This is a genomic window from Paenirhodobacter huangdaonensis, from assembly GCF_004022465.1.
GTDB lineage: Bacteria > Pseudomonadota > Alphaproteobacteria > Rhodobacterales > Rhodobacteraceae > Rhodobacter > Rhodobacter huangdaonensis.
Map to the genome: position 1 here is coordinate 38,787 of NZ_SAVA01000007.1, position 16,199 is coordinate 54,985.

A 16,199-nucleotide genomic window follows, 5' to 3' on the forward strand; every position below is an offset into this window, starting at 1 on the left:
GGAAATGAAGGAAAAGCCATGACCGTCGCGCCGCGCCGTCTTGAAAGCTATGTTTGCGGAAGCTGGACCCCCGGCACCGGAGAGGGGCAGCTGTTGCGCGATGCCGCGACCGGCGATCCGGTGGCGCGCATCGATTCCTCGGGGATCGACTTTGCCGCCGTGCTGGAACACGGCCGCCGCGTCGCCGGCCCCCGGCTGCGGGCGATGTCCTTCCATGACCGCGCCGGGATGCTCAAGGCGCTGGGCCTTGCGCTGATGGAGCGCAAGGAAGAATTCTATGCCGAGAGCCTGCACACCGGCGCCACCCGGCCCGATGGCTGGATCGACATCGAGGGCGGCATCGGCACGATGCTGACCTTCGCCTCGAAGGGCCGTCGCGAGTTGCCGAACACCCGCGTGCTGACCGATGGCGCGGTCGAGGGGCTGTCGAAGGATGGCAGCTTCGTCGCCCAGCACATCCTGTCGCCGCTGCAGGGGGTGGCGGTGCATATCAACGCCTTCAACTTCCCGATCTGGGGGATGCTGGAGAAGATCGCGCCGACCCTGCTTGCGGGGATGCCCTGCGTGGTGAAGCCGGCCAGCCAGACCGCCTATCTGACCGAGCTGTGCGTGCGCCGCATCATCGACACCGGCCTCCTGCCCGAAGGCGCGCTGCAGCTGATCTCGGGGTCGGTAGGCGATCTGCTCGACCATGTGACCGGGCAGGATGCGGTCACCTTCACCGGGTCGGCCTCGACCGGGCGCCGGCTGAAGGCGCATCCGGCGGTCATCGCCAATTCGGTGCGCTTCACCATGGAGGCCGACAGCCTCAACGCCTCGATCCTGGGGCCGGATGCCGGGCCGGGCACGCCGGAATTCGATCTGTTCGTCAAGGAAGTCACGCGCGAGATGACGGCGAAGGCGGGGCAGAAATGCACCGCCATCCGTCGGGTCATCGCGCCGCGCGCGCATGTGCAGGCGCTGGTCGAGGCGCTGGGCGAGCGGCTGGGCAAGACCGCGCTCGGCCTGCCGGGCGATGCCACCACCCGCATGGGGGCGCTTGCCAGCCTCGAGCAGCGCGCCGAGGTGCGGGCCCGTATCCGCGAGCTGCAGGCCGATGCCGAGATCGTCGCCGGCAGTCCCGACGAGGTCCGCGTGAGTTCTGGCGATGCCGAGCGCGGTGCCTTCCTCAACCCGGTGCTGATGTATTGCGACCGGCCCTTCGCCGCGACCGCGGTGCATGACATCGAGGCCTTCGGGCCGGTGTCGACGGTCATGCCCTATGACACGCCCGAGGAGGCGGTGGAGCTGAGCCGGATGGGCAAGGGCTCGCTCGTCACCTCGGTCTTCACCGATGATCCGGCGGTGGCCGAGGAAATCGTTCTGGGCGCTGCGCCCTTCCATGGCCGGGTGCTGATCGGCAACCGCGCCTCGGCCAAGACCTCGACCGGGCATGGTTCGCCGCTTGCGCCGCTGGTGCATGGCGGGCCCGGGCGCGCCGGCGGCGGCGAGGAGATGGGCGGCATCCGCGGCGTCAAGCACTACATGCAGCGCACCGCGGTGCAGGGCTGCCCGCGTCTGCTGTCGGCGGTCACCGGGCGCTGGATCGAGGGGGCGCCGGCGCTGCACGATGTGCACCCGTTCCGCAAGTCGCTGGCTGAGCTGCGGATCGGTGACCAGCTCGTCACTGCCTCACGCACGGTCACGCTCGAGGATGTCGAGCATTTCGCCCGCTTCACCGGCGACACCTTCTATGCCCACATGGACGCCGCGGCGGCGAAGGCGAACCCGTTCTTCGAGGACCGGGTGGCGCATGGCTATCTGATCGCGAGCTTTGCCGCGGGGCTCTTCGTCGAGCCGAACCCGGGCCCGGTTCTGGCCAATTACGGGGTGGACAACCTGCGCTTCCTGACGCCGGTCTATTTCGGCGATACGCTGCAGGTGCGGCTGACCTGCAAGGAGATCAACCCGCGTGCCAATGCCGAGCATGGCGAGGTCCGCTGGGACTGTCAGGTCAGCAATCAGGACGGCGCGGTCGTCGCGCAATATGACGTGCTGACCATGGTGGCCAAGCACTGGCCGCCGGAGGCGATGGCGTGATGGCGCGGGTCTACAGCTATGACGGGATCGTGCCGGTCATCGATCCGGGCGCCTTCGTGCATCCCGAGGCGGTGGTGATCGGCGATGTTCTGGTGGGGGCGGGGGCCTATGTCGGCCCCTGCGCGGTGCTGCGCGGCGATTTCGGCCGGATCGTGCTGCAGCCGGGCTGCAACGTGCAGGAAACCTGCGTGGTGCATTCCTTCCCCGGCAAGGATGTGGTGATCGAGACCGAGGGCCATATCGGCCATGGCGCGGTGCTGCATGGCTGCCACATCGGCCGCAACGCGATGGTGGGGATGAATGCCGTGGTGATGGACGAGGCGGTGGTGGGCGAGAACACCATCATCGCCGCCATGGCCTTCGTGAAGGCCGGTGCGCAGGTGCCGGCGAACGTGCTGATGGTCGGTTCGCCGGCCAAGGTGGTGCGGGAGCTGACGCCCGAGGAGATCGTCTGGAAGCGGCGCGGCACCGGGGTCTATCAGCGCCTCGCGATCGAGGCGGCGCAGAAGATCGCGCCCGCCGAGCCGCTTGCGCATGCCGAGCCCGACCGCCGCCGCGCCGTGGCGCCGGCCTATGACCCGCTGGTTCTGGCGCGTGCGGGGTTCGGCGAGGCCGCGGCCGCGGAGGTCAGCGGACGGCCTTGACCCCTTCGAGGATCAGGGTCGTCGCGATATCGGCATAATCCTCGCGCGAGATCCGGCCGCCGTCGCGGAACCACATGTACATCCAGTTCATCATGCCGAAGAGCGACATGGTGACCGGCGTCAGCAGCGGGCGGTCCTTGTCGTTGAGGCCCGGATTGATCATGTCGAGCACCAGCGCGAAGCGGCGCACGATCTGGCGTTCGATCGCCAGGATCTCGGCCTTCTGCTCCTCGGAGAGGGCCGAGGAGGCGTTCAGCTGCACCTTGTGCTGATTGTCCGCGCCGCGATAGGTCTCGAGCACCGCGCCCACCAGTTCGCGCAGGCGCGCGTTCGGGGCGAGGTCGGGATTGTCGGCCTTCTCGACGGCACTGTCGAGCTCTTCGAGATGGGTGACGATGATCGCGAAGATCAGCGCATCCTTGCTCGGGTAATAGTGGTAGAGCAGCGCCTTCGACACATGCGCATGCGCCGCGACCTGCGCCATCGAGGCCTTTTCCATTCCCTGCTCGGCAAAGACCTGCGCGGCACTGTCCAGGATGCTGCGCTGTTTTTCCTCGAAATCCTGGGCGCGGGTCCGGGCCATGGCAGTCACTTTCCTCATGGCAGGGGCTTGCCCCTGAAACACCGGGGGAAGCCCCCCGGTTTCGCTTTAGACCCGGCAGAAAGCCCTGTCACGGGTTCATTGACCGATCAGTCACTCTTTGGCCGGGGAGGGGCGGGGCGCCCGCTCCCCCGCCGGTCAGGCCCTCGGGCGGTTGTCGACGACGCGCTTGGCCTTGCCGTCGGAGCGGGCCACCGAGTTCGGATCGCGCACCTCGATCCGGGTGCTGACGCCGACGACCGACTTGATGTGATGCGACAGTTCCTTGGCCGAGGCGGCGCGGGCGGCCTCGTCGGTCCTGTCGATGGCGCATTCGACGTGCACGGTCATGTTGTCCATCCGGCCCGAACGGCTCAGCTCGATCTGGAAATGCGGTGCAAGGCCCCGGCATTTCAGGATCTGTTCCTCGATCTGGGTCGGGAAGACATTGACGCCGCGCAGGATGATCATGTCGTCCGAGCGGCCGGTGATCTTCTCGATCCGGCGCATCGAGCGTGCGGTGCCGGGCAGCAGGCGCGTCAGGTCGCGGGTGCGGTAGCGCACCATCGGCAGGCCTTCCTTGGTCAGCGTGGTGAAGACCAGCTCGCCCATCTGGCCGTCGGGCAGGACCTCGCCGGTCACCGGGTCGATGATCTCGGGGTAGAAGTGGTCTTCCCAGACATGCAGCCCGTCCTTGGTTTCCACGCATTCCTGCGCGACGCCGGGGCCCATCACCTCGGACAGGCCGTAGATGTCGACGGCGTGCATGTCGAAGGCCTGCTCGATCTCGGCGCGCATGGAATCGGTCCAGGGTTCGGCGCCGAAGATGCCGACCTTCAGCGAGGAGGCGCGCGGGTCGAGGCCCTGACGGCGGAACTCGTCGAGGATCGACAGCATGTAGCTCGGTGTGACCATGATGATCGAGGGCTTGAAGTCGTTGATCAGCGTCACCTGGCGCTCGGTCATCCCGCCCGAGATCGGCACCACGGTGCAGCCCAGCCGTTCGGCCCCGTAATGGGCGCCGATGCCGCCGGTGAACAGGCCATAGCCATAGGCATTGTGCAGCATGTCGCCCGGTCGCCCGCCTGCCGCGCGGATCGAGCGCGCGATCAGATTGGCCCAGTGGTCGATGTCGGCGGCGGTATAGCCGACCACGGTCGGCTTGCCGGTGGTGCCCGAGGAGCCGTGGATGCGCACCAGTTTCGACTGCGGCACGGCGAACATGCCGAAGGGGTAGGTGTCGCGCAGGTCCTGCTTCACCGTGAAGGGGAATTTCGCGATGTCGGACAGCGACTTCAGCTCGTCCGGGTGCACGTCATGCTCGATGAACCGCTTGCGGTAGAAGGGCGAGTTCTCGAAGGCATGGCGCAGCGAGCGCTTCATGCGGTGGAACTGCAGCGCCTCGATCTCGTCGCGCGAGGCGATCTCGATCGGGTCCAGCTCCTTGCGATTCGGGGTCAGGTCTTCCATGGCTTCCTCCCTTGGAAATGACGGGGCCGGGTCAGATCGACGGATCGACCGGCAGATGGGTGCCCTTGACGGTGCGGGAATGGCCACGGAACTCGGCCACCTGCGCGCCATCCTGGTTGGTGATGCGGACGTCGTAGACCCCCGAGCGCCCCTGGCGCGAGACTTCGCGCGCGGTCGCGGTCAGCCGGTCGCCGATATGGACGGGGATCAGATAGGTCACGCTGCAATGCTGCGCCACGGCGCGCTGGTTGTAGCTGTTGCAGGCGAAGGCGAAGGTGCTGTCGGCGAGGGTGAAGATATAGCCGCCATGGCAGTTGCCGTGACCGTTCGACATCGCCTCGGTGACGGTCATCGACAGCCGGGCGGCGCCCGGCGCGACCTGCTCGAGCGTCATGTTCAGCCGCTGGCTCGCCGAATCGTCGGTCCACATCGCCGCGGCCGCGGCCTCGGCAAGCTCTTGCGGGGTCATTTCCGCGACGGTCTTCATTGGCCCCTGAACTCCGGTTTGCGCTTTTCCAGGAAGGCGGTGACGCCTTCGGCATAATCGGCGCTGCGGCCGGCGATCTGCTGACAATCGCGCTCCATGTCGAGCTGCGCGTCGAGGCTGTTGGTGGCGGCGGCCTGGATCAGGCGCTTGGTCAGCCCAAGGCCCAGCGTCGGCCCGGCGGCAAGGCTGCGGGCGAGGGTCTGTGCCGCGTCGATCAGTGCGTCGTCCTCGACCGCCTTCCAGATCAGCCCCCAGTCGGCGGCCGTTTCGGCGCCCAGCGGCTCGGCGGTCAGGGCCAGCGCCTTGGCGCGGGGCTCACCGAGGATCCGGGTCAGGCTGAAGGTGCCGCCGGCATCGGGGATCAGGCCGATCTTCGCGAAGGCCTGGATGAAACGCGCCGATTTCGCCGCAAGAACGATGTCGCAGGCGAAGGCGATATTGGCGCCGGCCCCCGCCGCCACCCCGTTCACCGCGCAGACCACCGGCTTTTCCAGCGCCCGCAGCAGCCGCAGATTGGGGTTGTAGAAGGTCTCGAGCGTCCGTCCCAGATCCGGGGCCGGGCCGCCCTTGCGCGGATCGCGGTCGCCCAGATCCTGCCCGGCGCAGAAGCCGCGCCCGGCACCGGTCAGCAGCACCGCCCGCACCGCGCTGTCATCGCGCGCGCGCTCGACGCCCGCGCGCAGCGCAAGGTGCATCTCCTCGTTGAAGGCGTTCAGCTTGTCCGGCCTGTTGAGTGTCAGCGTCAGGACGCCATCGGCCAGGGCCGACAGCACGGTTGGCGTGCTGGTCATGTCTGTTTCCTCCCTCACCCGAAAAAATCCCGGGCCCTCGTGAAAACTCGTTGCATAAACCGACCGGTCGGTCAATTGTAAACTTGATCCGGGATCGACCCCCCGGCGGGAGGAGAATCATGACCGATCTGTTTGCGCGCCACAGCGCCTTGCTGAACGATGCCGTGCAGGCGCTCAAGTCGCGTGGCTTCTGGTCGCCGTTCCCCGAGACGCCGAGCGGCAAGATCTATGGTGAGACCGCGCGCGCCGATGGCGAGGCGGGCTTTGCGGCGCTTCTGGACCAGCCCTTCGTGCTGCCGGGGCATCCCGGGACCGCGCAGGTCGGGGCCGAGGTCTCGCCCTTCGGGCCGGCGCTCGGCATCACCTATCCCGCCGCCGATCCCGCCGCGCTGATCGCGGCGGCGCAGGCCGCGGCGCCGGCTTTCGCGGCGGCCGGCCCCGAGGCGCGGGTCGGAGCGCTGATCGAGGCGCTGCAGCGGCTGAACCGGATCAGCTTCCTGATCGGCACGGCGACGATGCACACCACCGGTCAGGCCTTTGCCATGGCCTTTCAGGCGGGCGGCCCGCATGCGCAGGATCGCGGTCTCGAGGCGGTGGCGATGGCCTGGGACGAGATCACCCGCTTTGCCGCCTCGGCGCGGTGGGAAAAGCCGCAGGGCAAGGCCGCGCCGCTGGTGCTGGAAAAGCACTGGACGCTGGTGCCGGCCGGGCTGTCGCTGGTGATCGGCTGCAACACCTTCCCGACCTGGAACACCTATCCGGGGCTTTTCGCCAGTCTGGCGACCGGTAATCCGGTGATCGTCAAGCCGCATCCGGCGGCGATCCTGCCGCTCGCGCTGACCGTGCGGGTGCTGCGCGAGGTCTTTGCCGAGGCGGGCCTGCCTGCCGATGCCGTGTTGCTCGCCGCCGATACGGCCGAGGCGCCGGTGACGCAGGGGCTGGCCACCGATCCGGCGGTGCGGCTGATCGACTTCACCGGCTCGTCGGCCTTCGGGGACTGGCTGCGCCGCACGGCGACCCAGGCCCGGCTCTTCACCGAGGAAACCGGGGTGAACACCGTGACCATCGCCGCAAGCCCCGATTTCGCCGGCATGTGCGACAACCTCGCCTTCTCGCTGGCGCTCTATTCCGGCCAGATGTGCAGCGCGCCGCAGACGATCTTCGTGCCCGGCAGCGGGATCGAGACCGATCAGGGTCACAAGAGCTTCGACGCCGTGGCGCAGGGGCTGGCTGAGGCCATCGACCGGCTGCTTGCCGATCCGGCCCGCGCGGCGGGGGTGGCGGGCGCGCTTGCCAATCCCGCGACGCTGGACCGGCTGCAGGCGGCCCGGGCCTCGGGGCGGGTGATCCGTGACAGCGCCGCGCTCGGCGCGGGGCGGAGCGCCTCGCCGCTGGTGCTCGCGGTGGCGGCAGGGGAGGCCGCCGCCGAAGAGGAGTGCTTCGGCCCGGTCGCCTTCGTCGTGGCCTGTGGCGATGCCGAGGAGGGCATTTCCCGCGCCGCGGCGCTTGCCCGCGACAAGGGCGCGATCACCGCCGCGCTCTATGACACCGACGAGGCCCGCATCGGCCGCGCCATCGGGGCATTCGCCGCGGCAGGGGTCAATCTCTCGATCAACCTGACCGGCAACATCTTCGTCAACCAGTCGGCCGCCTTCAGTGACTTTCACGTCACCGGCGCCAATCCGGCGGGCAATGCCTGCCTGACCGACACCGCCTTCGTTGCCCCGCGCTTCCACCGCGTGATGTGGCGACGGCAGATCGCGACCTGACCCATCGTCATCCAGTTCTCAGGGAGGAGACCAGATGAAGACCATACTCGCAACCACCGCCCTTCTGACCATGGGGCTGAGCTCGGCCGCGCTGGCCGAGATCCGGCTCGGCGCCAGCATTTCGGCGACCGGCCCCGCCGCCTTTCTCGGCGATCCCGAGGCGAAAACGCTCGAAATGCTGGTCGAGGCGCTGAACGCGGCGGGCGGCATCAACGGCGAAGACGTCAAGCTCGTGATGTATGACGACGGCGGCGACCCGAACAAGGCCCGCACCTTCGCCACCCGCCTCGTCGAGGACGACGAGGTGGTCGCGATCATCGGCGGCACCTCCACCGGCACCTCGATGTCGATCCTCGCCATCGCCGAGGATGCCGAGATCCCCTTCATCTCTCTGGCCGGTGCGATCGACATCATCGATCCGGTGAAGCCCTACACCTTCAAGACCCCGCATACCGACCGCATGGCCTGTCAGAAGATCTTCGAGGACATGAAGACCCAGGGCTATACGAAGATCGGCATGATCTCGGGCACCGACGGCTTTGGCGCCTCGATGCAGGCCCAGTGCAAGTCGGTGGCGGGCGATTACGGCGTCGAGATCGTCGCCGACGAGACCTATGATCCGAAGGACGCCGACATGACGGCGCAGCTGACCAAGATCAGGAACGCGCCCGGCGTGCAGGCGGTGCTGAACCCGGGCTTCGGTCAGGGGCCCTCGATCGTGACGCGCAACTACAAGCAGCTCGATATCGGTCTGCCGTTCTACCAGTCGCATGGGGTGGCCTCGGATGGCTTCATCCAGCTCGCCGGGGCCGAGGCGGCCGAGGGCGTGCGCCTGCCCGGCACCGCGCTGCTGGTTGCCGATCTGCTGGCCGAGGACGACGTGCAGAAACCGGTCGTCACCGCCTACAAGGCCGCCTTCGAGGCGAAGACCGGCACGCCGGTCGGCACCTTCGGCGGCTATGCCCACGATGCCTTCCTGATCCTGACCGACGCCATCGCCCGTGCGGGTTCGAGCGAGCCCGCCGCGATCCGCGACGCGATCGAGGCGACCTCGGGGCTGGCGGGCACGACGGGGGTCTACACCTTCTCGAGCACCGACCACCTCGGCCTCGACCTGTCGGCATTCCGGATGCTGGAGATCCGCGGCGGCAAGTGGGCGCTGGTGGAGTAATCCGCCCCGTCCAGCCGCGCCCGACCCTGGCCCCCGCGCAGTGCGCGGACGGGGCCGGGGCGATCACAGCCCCGCCCGAACGGGCGGAGGCGATGTCCTTAATGCCCGCCTGACGCCGGGGGAGCCCATGTCGGAACTTCTGCAATTCCTCTTTTCGGGGGTCACCATCGGCGCGGTCTATGCGCTGGTCGCCCTCGGTTTCACGATCATCTACAACGCCTCGGACGTGGTGAACTTCGCCCAGGGCGAATTCGTCATGCTCGGCGGCATGATCACCTGGTTCGCCCATGCCGCGGGGCTGCCGCTGCCGCTGGCCGCCCTGATCGCGATCGCCGCGACGGCCTGTCTGGGCGTGGCGATGAACAAGCTGATGATCGAGCCCGCGCGCGGCGCCCCGGTGGTGTCGCTGATCATCATCACCATCGGCGCCTCGATCTTCATCGAGGGCGCGGCGCAGCTGGTCTTCGACAAGCAGATCCACAGCTTCCCGGCCTTTTCCGGCGATGCGCCGATCCGCGTCGGCGGGGCGACGATCCTGCCGCAAAGCCTCTGGGTCACCGGCGGGGCGATCGCCGTCTTCGTCGGACTGTGGCTGTTCTTCACCCGCACCCTGCTCGGGCGCGCGGTTCTCGCGACCTCGAACAACCGGCTCGCGGCGCAGCTGGTGGGGATCAACACCACTTTCGTGATGACGCTGTCCTTTGCGCTTTCGGCCGCGATCGGCGCGCTGGCGGGGGTGCTGGCCACCCCGATCACCCTGACCTCCTATGGCGTCGGCATCGGCTTCGCGCTCAAGGGCTTTGCGGGGGCGATGCTGGGCGGCATGGGCAATCCCAAGGGCGCGCTCGTCGGCGGTTTCGCGATCGGCATGATCGAGGCGCTGACGGCGGGCTACCTGTCCTCGCAATACAAGGATGCGGCGGCCTTCGTGGTCATCCTCGCGGTGCTGTTCTTCCTGCCGCAGGGCCTGTTCGGCCGCACGTCGACGGATCGGGTGTGACGCGATGAAGATGACCCCGAAAACCGCGACCCTGCTGGTGCTGGCGGCGCTGATCGCGCTGACACCGTTCTTCTTTCCCTCGGGCTATTACTACCGCGTCGGCGCGCTGCTCTTCGTCAACGGCATCGCGGTGACGGGCATGGTGATCCTGACCGGCTATGCCGGGCAGATCAGCCTCGGCCACGCCGGCTTCGCCGGGATCGGCGCCTATGCCTGTGCGCTCGCCCCGGTGCACTGGGGTCTGCATCCGGCGCTGGCCGTGGTTCTTGGCGCCGCGCTCTCCGCGCTCCTGGCCTTCCTCGTCGGGCGACCGATCCTGCGGCTGAAGGGCTATTACCTCGGCGTCGCGACGCTGGGTCTCGGCATCCTCGTCGCGATGGTGCTGAACAACGAGCGCCAGCTGACCGGCGGCCCCGACGGCATGGAGGTGCCCGAGCTCGGCCTGCGCGCCGTGCTGAAGGGCTGGGGGCTGACGCTGAGCAACGGCGAGTTCTGGTATTTCTTCTGCGGCCTCGTCCTGCTGGTCGGGGCCTGGCTCGCGCTGAACCTTTACGCCAGCCCCACCGGCCGCGCCCTGCGCGCGCTGCACGGCTCCGAGGTGGCGGCGCGCACCGTCGGCATCGACGTGGCGCGGCTGAAGCTGCAGGCCTTCGTGATCTCGGCGGTCTATGCCTCGGTCTCGGGCTCGCTGCTGGCGCTGCAGAACAAGTTCGTCACCCCCGATGTCGCGGGCTTCATGCACTCGATCGAGATGGTGACGATGGCGGTTCTGGGCGGCGTCGGCTCGGTGCTGGGCGCGATCTTCGGCGCCGGCATCCTGACGCTGCTGCCGCAGGTGCTGACGGTCTTTGCCGAATACGAGCAGATGGTTCTGGGCCTGGTCATGGTGCTGGTGATGATCTTCCTGCGCGAGGGGCTGCTGCCCTCGGTCCTCGGGAAATTCCGGGGGAAAGACGAATGAGCGACCTGCTTTCGATCGAGGGGCTCGGCATCACGTTCGGCGGGGTGAGGGCGGTGCACGATGTCAGCTTCCGGGTCCGCCCGGGCGAGATCGTGTCGGTCATCGGGCCCAATGGCGCGGGCAAGACGACGCTGTTCAACATGATCTCGGGCGTCTATCGCCCGGGCGCCGGCCGTGTCGTGCTGGAGGGCGAGGACGTCACCGGGATGGAGCCACATCTTCTGGCGCGTCGCGGCATGAGCCGCACCTTCCAGAACCTGCAGATCTTCCCGTCGATGACGGCGCTCGAGAACGCGGTCACCGGCTATCACCTGCAGGAGCGCGGCCCGGTGCTGGCCGATCTCTTGGGCCTGCCCGGCGCGCGTGCCCGCGCCCGCCGGGCCGAGGCGGGCGCGCGCGCCCTGCTCGCTCGGGTCGGGCTTGAACGCGCCGCCGAACGGGCGGCGGGCAATCTCTCCTATGGCAGCCTCAAGCGGCTGGAGATCGCCCGCGCGCTGGCGCTGAAGCCGAAGGTGCTGCTGCTCGACGAGCCCGCCGCCGGCTGCAACGCCGTCGAAACCGAGGAGATCGACCACCTGATCGCCGAGGTGGCGGCCTCGGGCGTCGCCATCCTGCTGGTCGAACACGACATGAAGATGGTGATGCGGATCTCGAACCACATCGTGGTGCTCGACCATGGCGAGAAGATCGCCGAGGGCGACCCGGCCACGGTCAGCCGCAACCCGGCGGTGATCGCCGCCTATCTGGGCGTTGAGGAGGGGCAGGATCATGCTCACGGTTGAGGGACTGCGCTCGCGCTACGGCCGCATCGAGGTGCTGCACGGCATCGACCTCGAGGTGCAATCGGGCGAGATCGTCACCGTCGTCGGTGCGAATGGCGCGGGCAAGACCACGCTGCTGCGCTGCCTGTCGGGGGTGCAGCCGGTGAGCTCGGGCACCATCACCTTCCGCGGCGAGGCGCTGGTGCCGGTGCCGGCCTATCGGCGACTGGCGCGGGGCCTCGCGCAATCACCCGAGGGGCGGCAGATCTTCACCAACCTGACGGTGGAGGAGAACCTGCGCCTTGGTGCCTTCCTGTTCGCCGACGACCGGGTCGAGAAGGACATGGACGATGCCTTCCGGATGTTCCCGGTGCTGAAGGAAAAGCGCAATCTGGCGGCGGGCGGCCTGTCGGGGGGGCAGCAGCAGATGCTGGCGATGGCGCGGGCGCTGATGGGGCGGCCGTCCTGCCTGCTGCTCGACGAGCCCTCGATGGGGCTCGCGCCGATCATCGTCGCGCAGATCTTCGAGGTGGTGAAGGGGATCCGCGACCTCGGCGTCACCACGCTTCTGGTCGAGCAGAACGCCTTCGGCGCGCTGAAGATCGCCGACCGCGGCTATGTGATGGAAACCGGCCATATCACCCTGTCGGGGGCCGCCGAAGAGCTGATCGCCGATCCGCGCATCCGTGAAGCCTATCTGGGAATCTGAACCATGAGTCTTGTGAACATTGCCCGTTCGGGCGCGATCGCCACCGTCACCGTCGACAATCCACCGGTCAACGCGCTGTCACAGGCGCTGCGGCAGGGGCTGTGGGAGGCCGTCGCCACCTGTGACGCCGATCCCGAGGTGCAGGCTGTGGTGCTGCTCTGCGCCGGGCGCACCTTCATCGCCGGCGCCGATGTCGCCGAATTCGGCACCCCGCCGGTGGCGCCGCATCTGCCCGATCTGGTGGCGCGGATCGAGGGCGCGGCGAAACCGTGGATCGCCGCGATCCACGGCTCGGCGCTCGGCGGCGGCTTCGAGATCGCCATGGGCTGCCGCTTCCGCGTCGCGCTCGACAGCGCCTCGGTCGGTCTGCCCGAGGTGACGCTCGGCATCGTGCCGGGGGCAGGCGGCACCGTACGCAGCCCGCGGCTGGCGGGCGTCGCGGCGGCGGTGGAGCTGGTCACCACCGGCAGGCCGGTGAAGGCCGCGCGGGCGCAGGCGCTCGGCCTCGTCGATGCCGTGGTGACGGGCGATCTGGTCGGGGCCGCGTGCGCCTTCGCGCAGCAGGCGCTGACCCGTCCGCTGCCGCCGCCGGTCTCGCGGCGCGCCATCGTGGCCCCCGAGGCGGGGTTCTGGACCGCCCGCGAGGCCGAGATCGCGAAAGCGGCGAAGGGGGCGGTTGCGCCGTTGCGCGCGCTGTCATGCCTGCGCATGGCGGTCGAGGCGCCCTTCGCCGAGGCCATGGACTTCGAGCGCGCCACCTTCCTCGAGCTGCGCGGCAGCGAACAGGCCGCGGCGCTGCGCCATGTGTTCTTTGCCGAGCGCACCGCGCCGCGGCCGCGGCATCTGGCCGGCCACGAGCCGCTGCCGCTGCGCAGTGCCGGGGTCGTCGGCGGCGGCACGATGGGGGCGGGGATCGCCGCGGCGCTGCGCGATGCCGGCCTGCCCGTCGTGCTGATCGAGCGCGACGCCGAGGCCGTCGCGCGCGGCATCGCCAATCTGCAGGCGATCTTCGACGGCGCGGTCAAGCGCGGCAAGCTGACCCCCGAACAGGCCGCCGCGCGGCTGGCGGGGGTGACCGGCACCACCGAGTACGCCGCGCTTGCCGGGGTCGATCTGGTGATCGAGGCGGTGTTCGAGGAGATCGGCGTCAAGCGCGCGGTCTTTGCCGAGCTCGGCCGGGTGTGCCGCGCCGATGCGGTGCTGGCGACCAATACCTCCTATCTCGATCCGCGGCTGATCGCCGCCGGCGTGCCCAACCCGCACCGCTTCCTCGGGCTGCATTTCTTCAGCCCGGCCAATGTGATGAAGCTGCTCGAGATCGTGCCGGTGCCGGACACCGCGCCCGCGGTGCTGGCCACCGGCTTTGCGCTGGCGCGGCTGCTGGGCAAGATCCCGGTCGAGGCCGGGATCTGCGAGGGCTTCATCGGCAACCGCATCCTGAAACGCTATCGCGCCGCGGCCGAGGGGCTGGTGCGCCGGGGCGTGGCGATCGCGGCGGTCGATGCGGCGATGCGCGCCCACGGCTTTGCCATGGGTCCGTTCGAGGCGCAGGATCTGGGCGGGCTCGACATCGCCTTCCTGCAACGCGAGGGCGCGCGGCAGGCCGGGCAGGCGGTGCCCGAGACGCTGGGCGACGTGCTGGTGCGGGCCGGGCGCAAGGGCCAGAAGACCGGCGGCGGCTGGTATGATTATGCGCCGGGCGAGCGCCGGCCGCAGCCCTCGCCGGCGGTTGCGGGGCTGCTGTCGTCGCAGCTTGCCGCGGCCGCCCCGATGGCGCCCGAGGCGATCGCGCAGCATCTGGTGGCAGAAATGGCCGCCGAGGGCCGCGCGATCCTGCACGAGGGCATCGCCCGCGCGCCGGCCGACATCGACCTCGTCGAGATCCACGGCTACGGCTATCCGCGCTGGCGCGGTGGCCCGATGTTCGAGACCCGCGACCGGGGCTGACGAAAAGACCGCCCGTGTCGCCACGGGCGGTCTTCCGGGGCGCGGGCGGGTCTCAGAACATCTTCAGCAGGCGGATCTGAGTCACCAGATTGTCCGCCCCGCCCTTGGCATTGAAATCCTTCGAGATCATGCCCTGCACCTGCACCGTCGGCGAGACGAACTGATTGGCGAAGAGCCGCAGCGTGTCCACCCGTGTCCTGGTGCCGCTATAGGCGCCGTTCACATAGGTCTCGCCCCCCGATTTGCCGGAATAGCCGAAGGAGATCGAGCGCGTCGGCGTCGGCTGGTAGCGCAGGTAGGCCTGCAGATGCCAGCTCGGGTCATGGCTGATCTTCGCGCCGTTCTCGTCATGGTCGCGGCTGAGCGTGACATCGGCGATGCCGTCGAAGAACCAGCCGTTGCCAAAGCCCTGGATCAGCGCGACCTGGGGTGTCAGCGTCCAGGTGCCGCTGCCGATGCTGACGCCGGCGGGGTCGTAATTCCCGGTGGGGGCGGTCAGGAAGGCGGTGAGGGCAAAGGTGGTGCCCTGCGCCGGGGTTTCGGGCGCGGCCAGCCAGACCGTCGCGCCGACCGTCAGGTCGCCAAGGCCATTGGCCTCGGGCACGGCGCTGCCGCCGATCGTGGCCTCGGTGAAGCTGCCGAAGGGCAGATAGGCCTGAAGCCCGTAGCGCAGCCCGTCCGCATCGCCGTAATAGAGCATGCGCGACACGCCGGTGACGGCGTCGATGCCGGAGCCGGGGACCTTGCCGACGCCGTCGAAATGCAGGCTGTCGGTGGTGGAATACTGGAAATACTGCAGCAGCACGCGGGTGCCTGCGGGCAGCAGGGTGTAGTCGCCGGGGGCCACGTCGATCGCCTGGGCTGCCCCGGCGGAAAGCGCAACTGCCGTCATTGCGGCCACGAGATGCAAGCGGGTCCGTTCCATTCTGTCTCCTCCTCTGTCTTTGGGCCGGACATGCCCCCCCGCCCGGCATGGCGCAGGGCCGTGCCGTTCTCCGCCCGTCCGGTGGGCGGATCTGTGGTCGTGGCGAGGGGGAGGGGCGGGTCAGACGGCGGTGAAGCCGCCGTCCACCGTCATCGTGGCGCCGTTGATGAAGCTCGCCGCATCGGAGCCGAGGAAGGCCACCAGTTCGGCCACCTCCTCAGGGGTGCCATAGCGGCGCATCGGCACCATCTGGGTCATGATCTCGCGCACCGCGCCGCCGGGGATTGCCGCGCCCATGCCCTTTTCCACATCGGCCATCATCCGCGACTCGATCGGCCCCGGATGCACCGAGTTCGAGCGCACCCCCGCCGCGCCGACCTCGGCCGCGACGGTGCGCATCAGCCCGATCACCGCATGCTTGCTTGCGGTATAGGCTGGGATCAGTGGCGTGCCGACCAGCCCGCCCACCGAGGAGGTGACGATGATCGAGCCGCCGCCCCCCGCCAGCATCACCGGCACCACATGCTTGTAGCCAAGGAAGGCGCCGATCAGGTTGATGTCGATGACACGGCGGAAATCCTCGGTCGGATAGGCGCCGATCGGGTGGAACTGCCCCTCGATCCCGGCATTGTTGAAGAAGATGTCGATCCGGCCCGCGGCCTCCACCGCGGTCTTCACATAGGCGGCGACGTCTTCCTCGCGCGAGACGTCTGCGGTGGTGGTGATGCAGCCGGGGATCGCCTCCGCCAGCCGGTCGAGCGCCGCCGGGTCGCGGTCCACCCCGACGATCCGCGCGCCGCGTGCCGCCATCAGCCGCGCCGCCGCGCCGCCGATCGCCCCGCCCGCGCCGGTGATCAGCGCGACCTTGCCGTCAAGTCTGCTTCTGTCCGTCATTTCCGTGGTCT

At 69.0% G+C, this 16,199-nt stretch carries 15 protein-coding genes; 9 read left to right on the forward strand and 6 right to left on the reverse strand.

Annotated features, from left to right (window positions below; all coding sequences use genetic code 11):
• The first annotated feature begins 18 nt into the window (after nucleotides 1-18).
• Both paaZ and EOW66_RS12590 read left to right on the forward strand, forming a co-directional pair.
• Nucleotides 19-2,079 (forward strand): phenylacetic acid degradation bifunctional protein PaaZ, encoded by a 2,061-nt coding sequence (gene paaZ, locus EOW66_RS12585; protein WP_128156687.1) that lies wholly within the window; start codon nucleotides 19-21, stop codon nucleotides 2,077-2,079.
• Entirely contained in the window at nucleotides 2,079-2,723 is a 645-nt protein-coding gene (locus EOW66_RS12590) for a transferase hexapeptide repeat family protein (protein ID WP_128156688.1), read from the forward strand. Before paaZ ends, EOW66_RS12590 begins: the two co-directional genes overlap by 1 nt.
• On the opposite strand, the gene EOW66_RS12595 is transcribed toward EOW66_RS12590, so the two are convergent.
• The 4 genes from EOW66_RS12595 to paaG form a co-directional block, all read right to left on the reverse strand.
• Nucleotides 2,707-3,306: a TetR/AcrR family transcriptional regulator gene (locus EOW66_RS12595; RefSeq protein ID WP_128156689.1), complete on the reverse strand. Its 600-nt coding sequence runs from the start codon at nucleotides 3,304-3,306 to the stop codon at nucleotides 2,707-2,709. The genes EOW66_RS12590 and EOW66_RS12595 overlap by 17 nt on opposite strands.
• Nucleotides 3,307-3,462: 156 nt before the next feature.
• On the reverse strand, nucleotides 3,463-4,773 hold the full coding sequence (paaK, locus tag EOW66_RS12600; RefSeq protein WP_128156690.1) for a phenylacetate--CoA ligase PaaK: 1,311 nt from the start codon (nucleotides 4,771-4,773) through the stop codon (nucleotides 3,463-3,465).
• 31 nt (nucleotides 4,774-4,804) lie between these two features.
• Complete coding sequence (paaI, locus tag EOW66_RS12605; RefSeq protein WP_206363710.1) at nucleotides 4,805-5,242, reverse strand: hydroxyphenylacetyl-CoA thioesterase PaaI; 438 nt, start codon at nucleotides 5,240-5,242, stop codon at nucleotides 4,805-4,807.
• A gap of 14 nt (nucleotides 5,243-5,256) precedes the next feature.
• Nucleotides 5,257-6,051, reverse strand: coding sequence for a 2-(1,2-epoxy-1,2-dihydrophenyl)acetyl-CoA isomerase PaaG (paaG, locus tag EOW66_RS12610; RefSeq protein WP_128156692.1), 795 nt, complete (start codon nucleotides 6,049-6,051; stop codon nucleotides 5,257-5,259).
• A 119-nt stretch (nucleotides 6,052-6,170) separates the two neighbouring features.
• Here paaG and paaN point away from each other — a divergent pair, with 119 nt between their 5' ends.
• The 7 genes from paaN to EOW66_RS12645 all read left to right on the forward strand — a co-directional run bounded on the left by paaN (nucleotide 6,171) and on the right by EOW66_RS12645 (nucleotide 14,369).
• The gene (gene paaN / locus EOW66_RS12615; protein ID WP_128156693.1) at nucleotides 6,171-7,820 is read left to right on the forward strand and encodes a phenylacetic acid degradation protein PaaN; all 1,650 of its coding nucleotides are present in this window, start codon (nucleotides 6,171-6,173) and stop codon (nucleotides 7,818-7,820) included.
• 34 nt (nucleotides 7,821-7,854) lie between these two features.
• Complete coding sequence (locus EOW66_RS12620) at nucleotides 7,855-8,991, forward strand: ABC transporter substrate-binding protein (protein WP_128156694.1); 1,137 nt, start codon at nucleotides 7,855-7,857, stop codon at nucleotides 8,989-8,991.
• A 127-nt stretch (nucleotides 8,992-9,118) separates the two neighbouring features.
• Complete coding sequence (locus EOW66_RS12625; protein ID WP_121534477.1) at nucleotides 9,119-9,991, forward strand: branched-chain amino acid ABC transporter permease; 873 nt, start codon at nucleotides 9,119-9,121, stop codon at nucleotides 9,989-9,991.
• Between the two features lie 4 nt (nucleotides 9,992-9,995).
• Nucleotides 9,996-10,952, forward strand: a complete 957-nt coding sequence (locus EOW66_RS12630; protein ID WP_128156695.1) for a branched-chain amino acid ABC transporter permease — start codon at nucleotides 9,996-9,998, stop codon at nucleotides 10,950-10,952.
• Nucleotides 10,949-11,734 (forward strand): ABC transporter ATP-binding protein, encoded by a 786-nt coding sequence (locus EOW66_RS12635; protein ID WP_128156696.1) that lies wholly within the window; start codon nucleotides 10,949-10,951, stop codon nucleotides 11,732-11,734. The genes EOW66_RS12630 and EOW66_RS12635 overlap by 4 nt, the downstream gene beginning before the upstream one ends.
• The gene (locus EOW66_RS12640; protein ID WP_128156697.1) at nucleotides 11,721-12,422 is read left to right on the forward strand and encodes an ABC transporter ATP-binding protein; all 702 of its coding nucleotides are present in this window, start codon (nucleotides 11,721-11,723) and stop codon (nucleotides 12,420-12,422) included. The genes EOW66_RS12635 and EOW66_RS12640 overlap by 14 nt, the downstream gene beginning before the upstream one ends.
• Before the next feature lie 3 nt (nucleotides 12,423-12,425).
• The gene (locus EOW66_RS12645) at nucleotides 12,426-14,369 is read left to right on the forward strand and encodes a 3-hydroxyacyl-CoA dehydrogenase NAD-binding domain-containing protein (protein ID WP_128156698.1); all 1,944 of its coding nucleotides are present in this window, start codon (nucleotides 12,426-12,428) and stop codon (nucleotides 14,367-14,369) included.
• A 52-nt stretch (nucleotides 14,370-14,421) separates the two neighbouring features.
• Here EOW66_RS12645 and EOW66_RS12650 read toward each other — a convergent pair whose 3' ends face one another.
• Together EOW66_RS12650 and EOW66_RS12655 are read right to left on the reverse strand one after the other, a co-directional pair.
• Nucleotides 14,422-15,294: a transporter gene (locus EOW66_RS12650; protein WP_239017583.1), complete on the reverse strand. Its 873-nt coding sequence runs from the start codon at nucleotides 15,292-15,294 to the stop codon at nucleotides 14,422-14,424.
• A gap of 120 nt (nucleotides 15,295-15,414) precedes the next feature.
• The gene (locus tag EOW66_RS12655) at nucleotides 15,415-16,188 is read right to left on the reverse strand and encodes an SDR family NAD(P)-dependent oxidoreductase (RefSeq protein WP_128156699.1); all 774 of its coding nucleotides are present in this window, start codon (nucleotides 16,186-16,188) and stop codon (nucleotides 15,415-15,417) included.
• Nucleotides 16,189-16,199 lie beyond the last annotated feature (11 nt).

Coding starts and splice junctions, on each gene's coding strand:
- EOW66_RS12595 (WP_128156689.1), bottom strand. CDS start 3,306: ATGGCCCGGACCCGCGCCCAGGATTTCGAGGAAAAACAGCGCAGCATC.
- paaN (WP_128156693.1), top strand. CDS start 6,171: ATGACCGATCTGTTTGCGCGCCACAGCGCCTTGCTGAACGATGCCGTG.
- paaI (WP_206363710.1), bottom strand. CDS start 5,242: ATGACCCCGCAAGAGCTTGCCGAGGCCGCGGCCGCGGCGATGTGGACC.
- EOW66_RS12645 (WP_128156698.1), top strand. CDS start 12,426: ATGAGTCTTGTGAACATTGCCCGTTCGGGCGCGATCGCCACCGTCACC.
- EOW66_RS12625 (WP_121534477.1), top strand. CDS start 9,119: ATGTCGGAACTTCTGCAATTCCTCTTTTCGGGGGTCACCATCGGCGCG.
- paaG (WP_128156692.1), bottom strand. CDS start 6,051: ATGACCAGCACGCCAACCGTGCTGTCGGCCCTGGCCGATGGCGTCCTG.
- EOW66_RS12650 (WP_239017583.1), bottom strand. CDS start 15,294: ATGGAACGGACCCGCTTGCATCTCGTGGCCGCAATGACGGCAGTTGCG.
- EOW66_RS12590 (WP_128156688.1), top strand. CDS start 2,079: ATGGCGCGGGTCTACAGCTATGACGGGATCGTGCCGGTCATCGATCCG.
- EOW66_RS12640 (WP_128156697.1), top strand. CDS start 11,721: ATGCTCACGGTTGAGGGACTGCGCTCGCGCTACGGCCGCATCGAGGTG.
- EOW66_RS12630 (WP_128156695.1), top strand. CDS start 9,996: ATGAAGATGACCCCGAAAACCGCGACCCTGCTGGTGCTGGCGGCGCTG.
- paaK (WP_128156690.1), bottom strand. CDS start 4,773: ATGGAAGACCTGACCCCGAATCGCAAGGAGCTGGACCCGATCGAGATC.
- EOW66_RS12655 (WP_128156699.1), bottom strand. CDS start 16,188: ATGACGGACAGAAGCAGACTTGACGGCAAGGTCGCGCTGATCACCGGC.
- EOW66_RS12620 (WP_128156694.1), top strand. CDS start 7,855: ATGAAGACCATACTCGCAACCACCGCCCTTCTGACCATGGGGCTGAGC.
- paaZ (WP_128156687.1), top strand. CDS start 19: ATGACCGTCGCGCCGCGCCGTCTTGAAAGCTATGTTTGCGGAAGCTGG.
- EOW66_RS12635 (WP_128156696.1), top strand. CDS start 10,949: ATGAGCGACCTGCTTTCGATCGAGGGGCTCGGCATCACGTTCGGCGGG.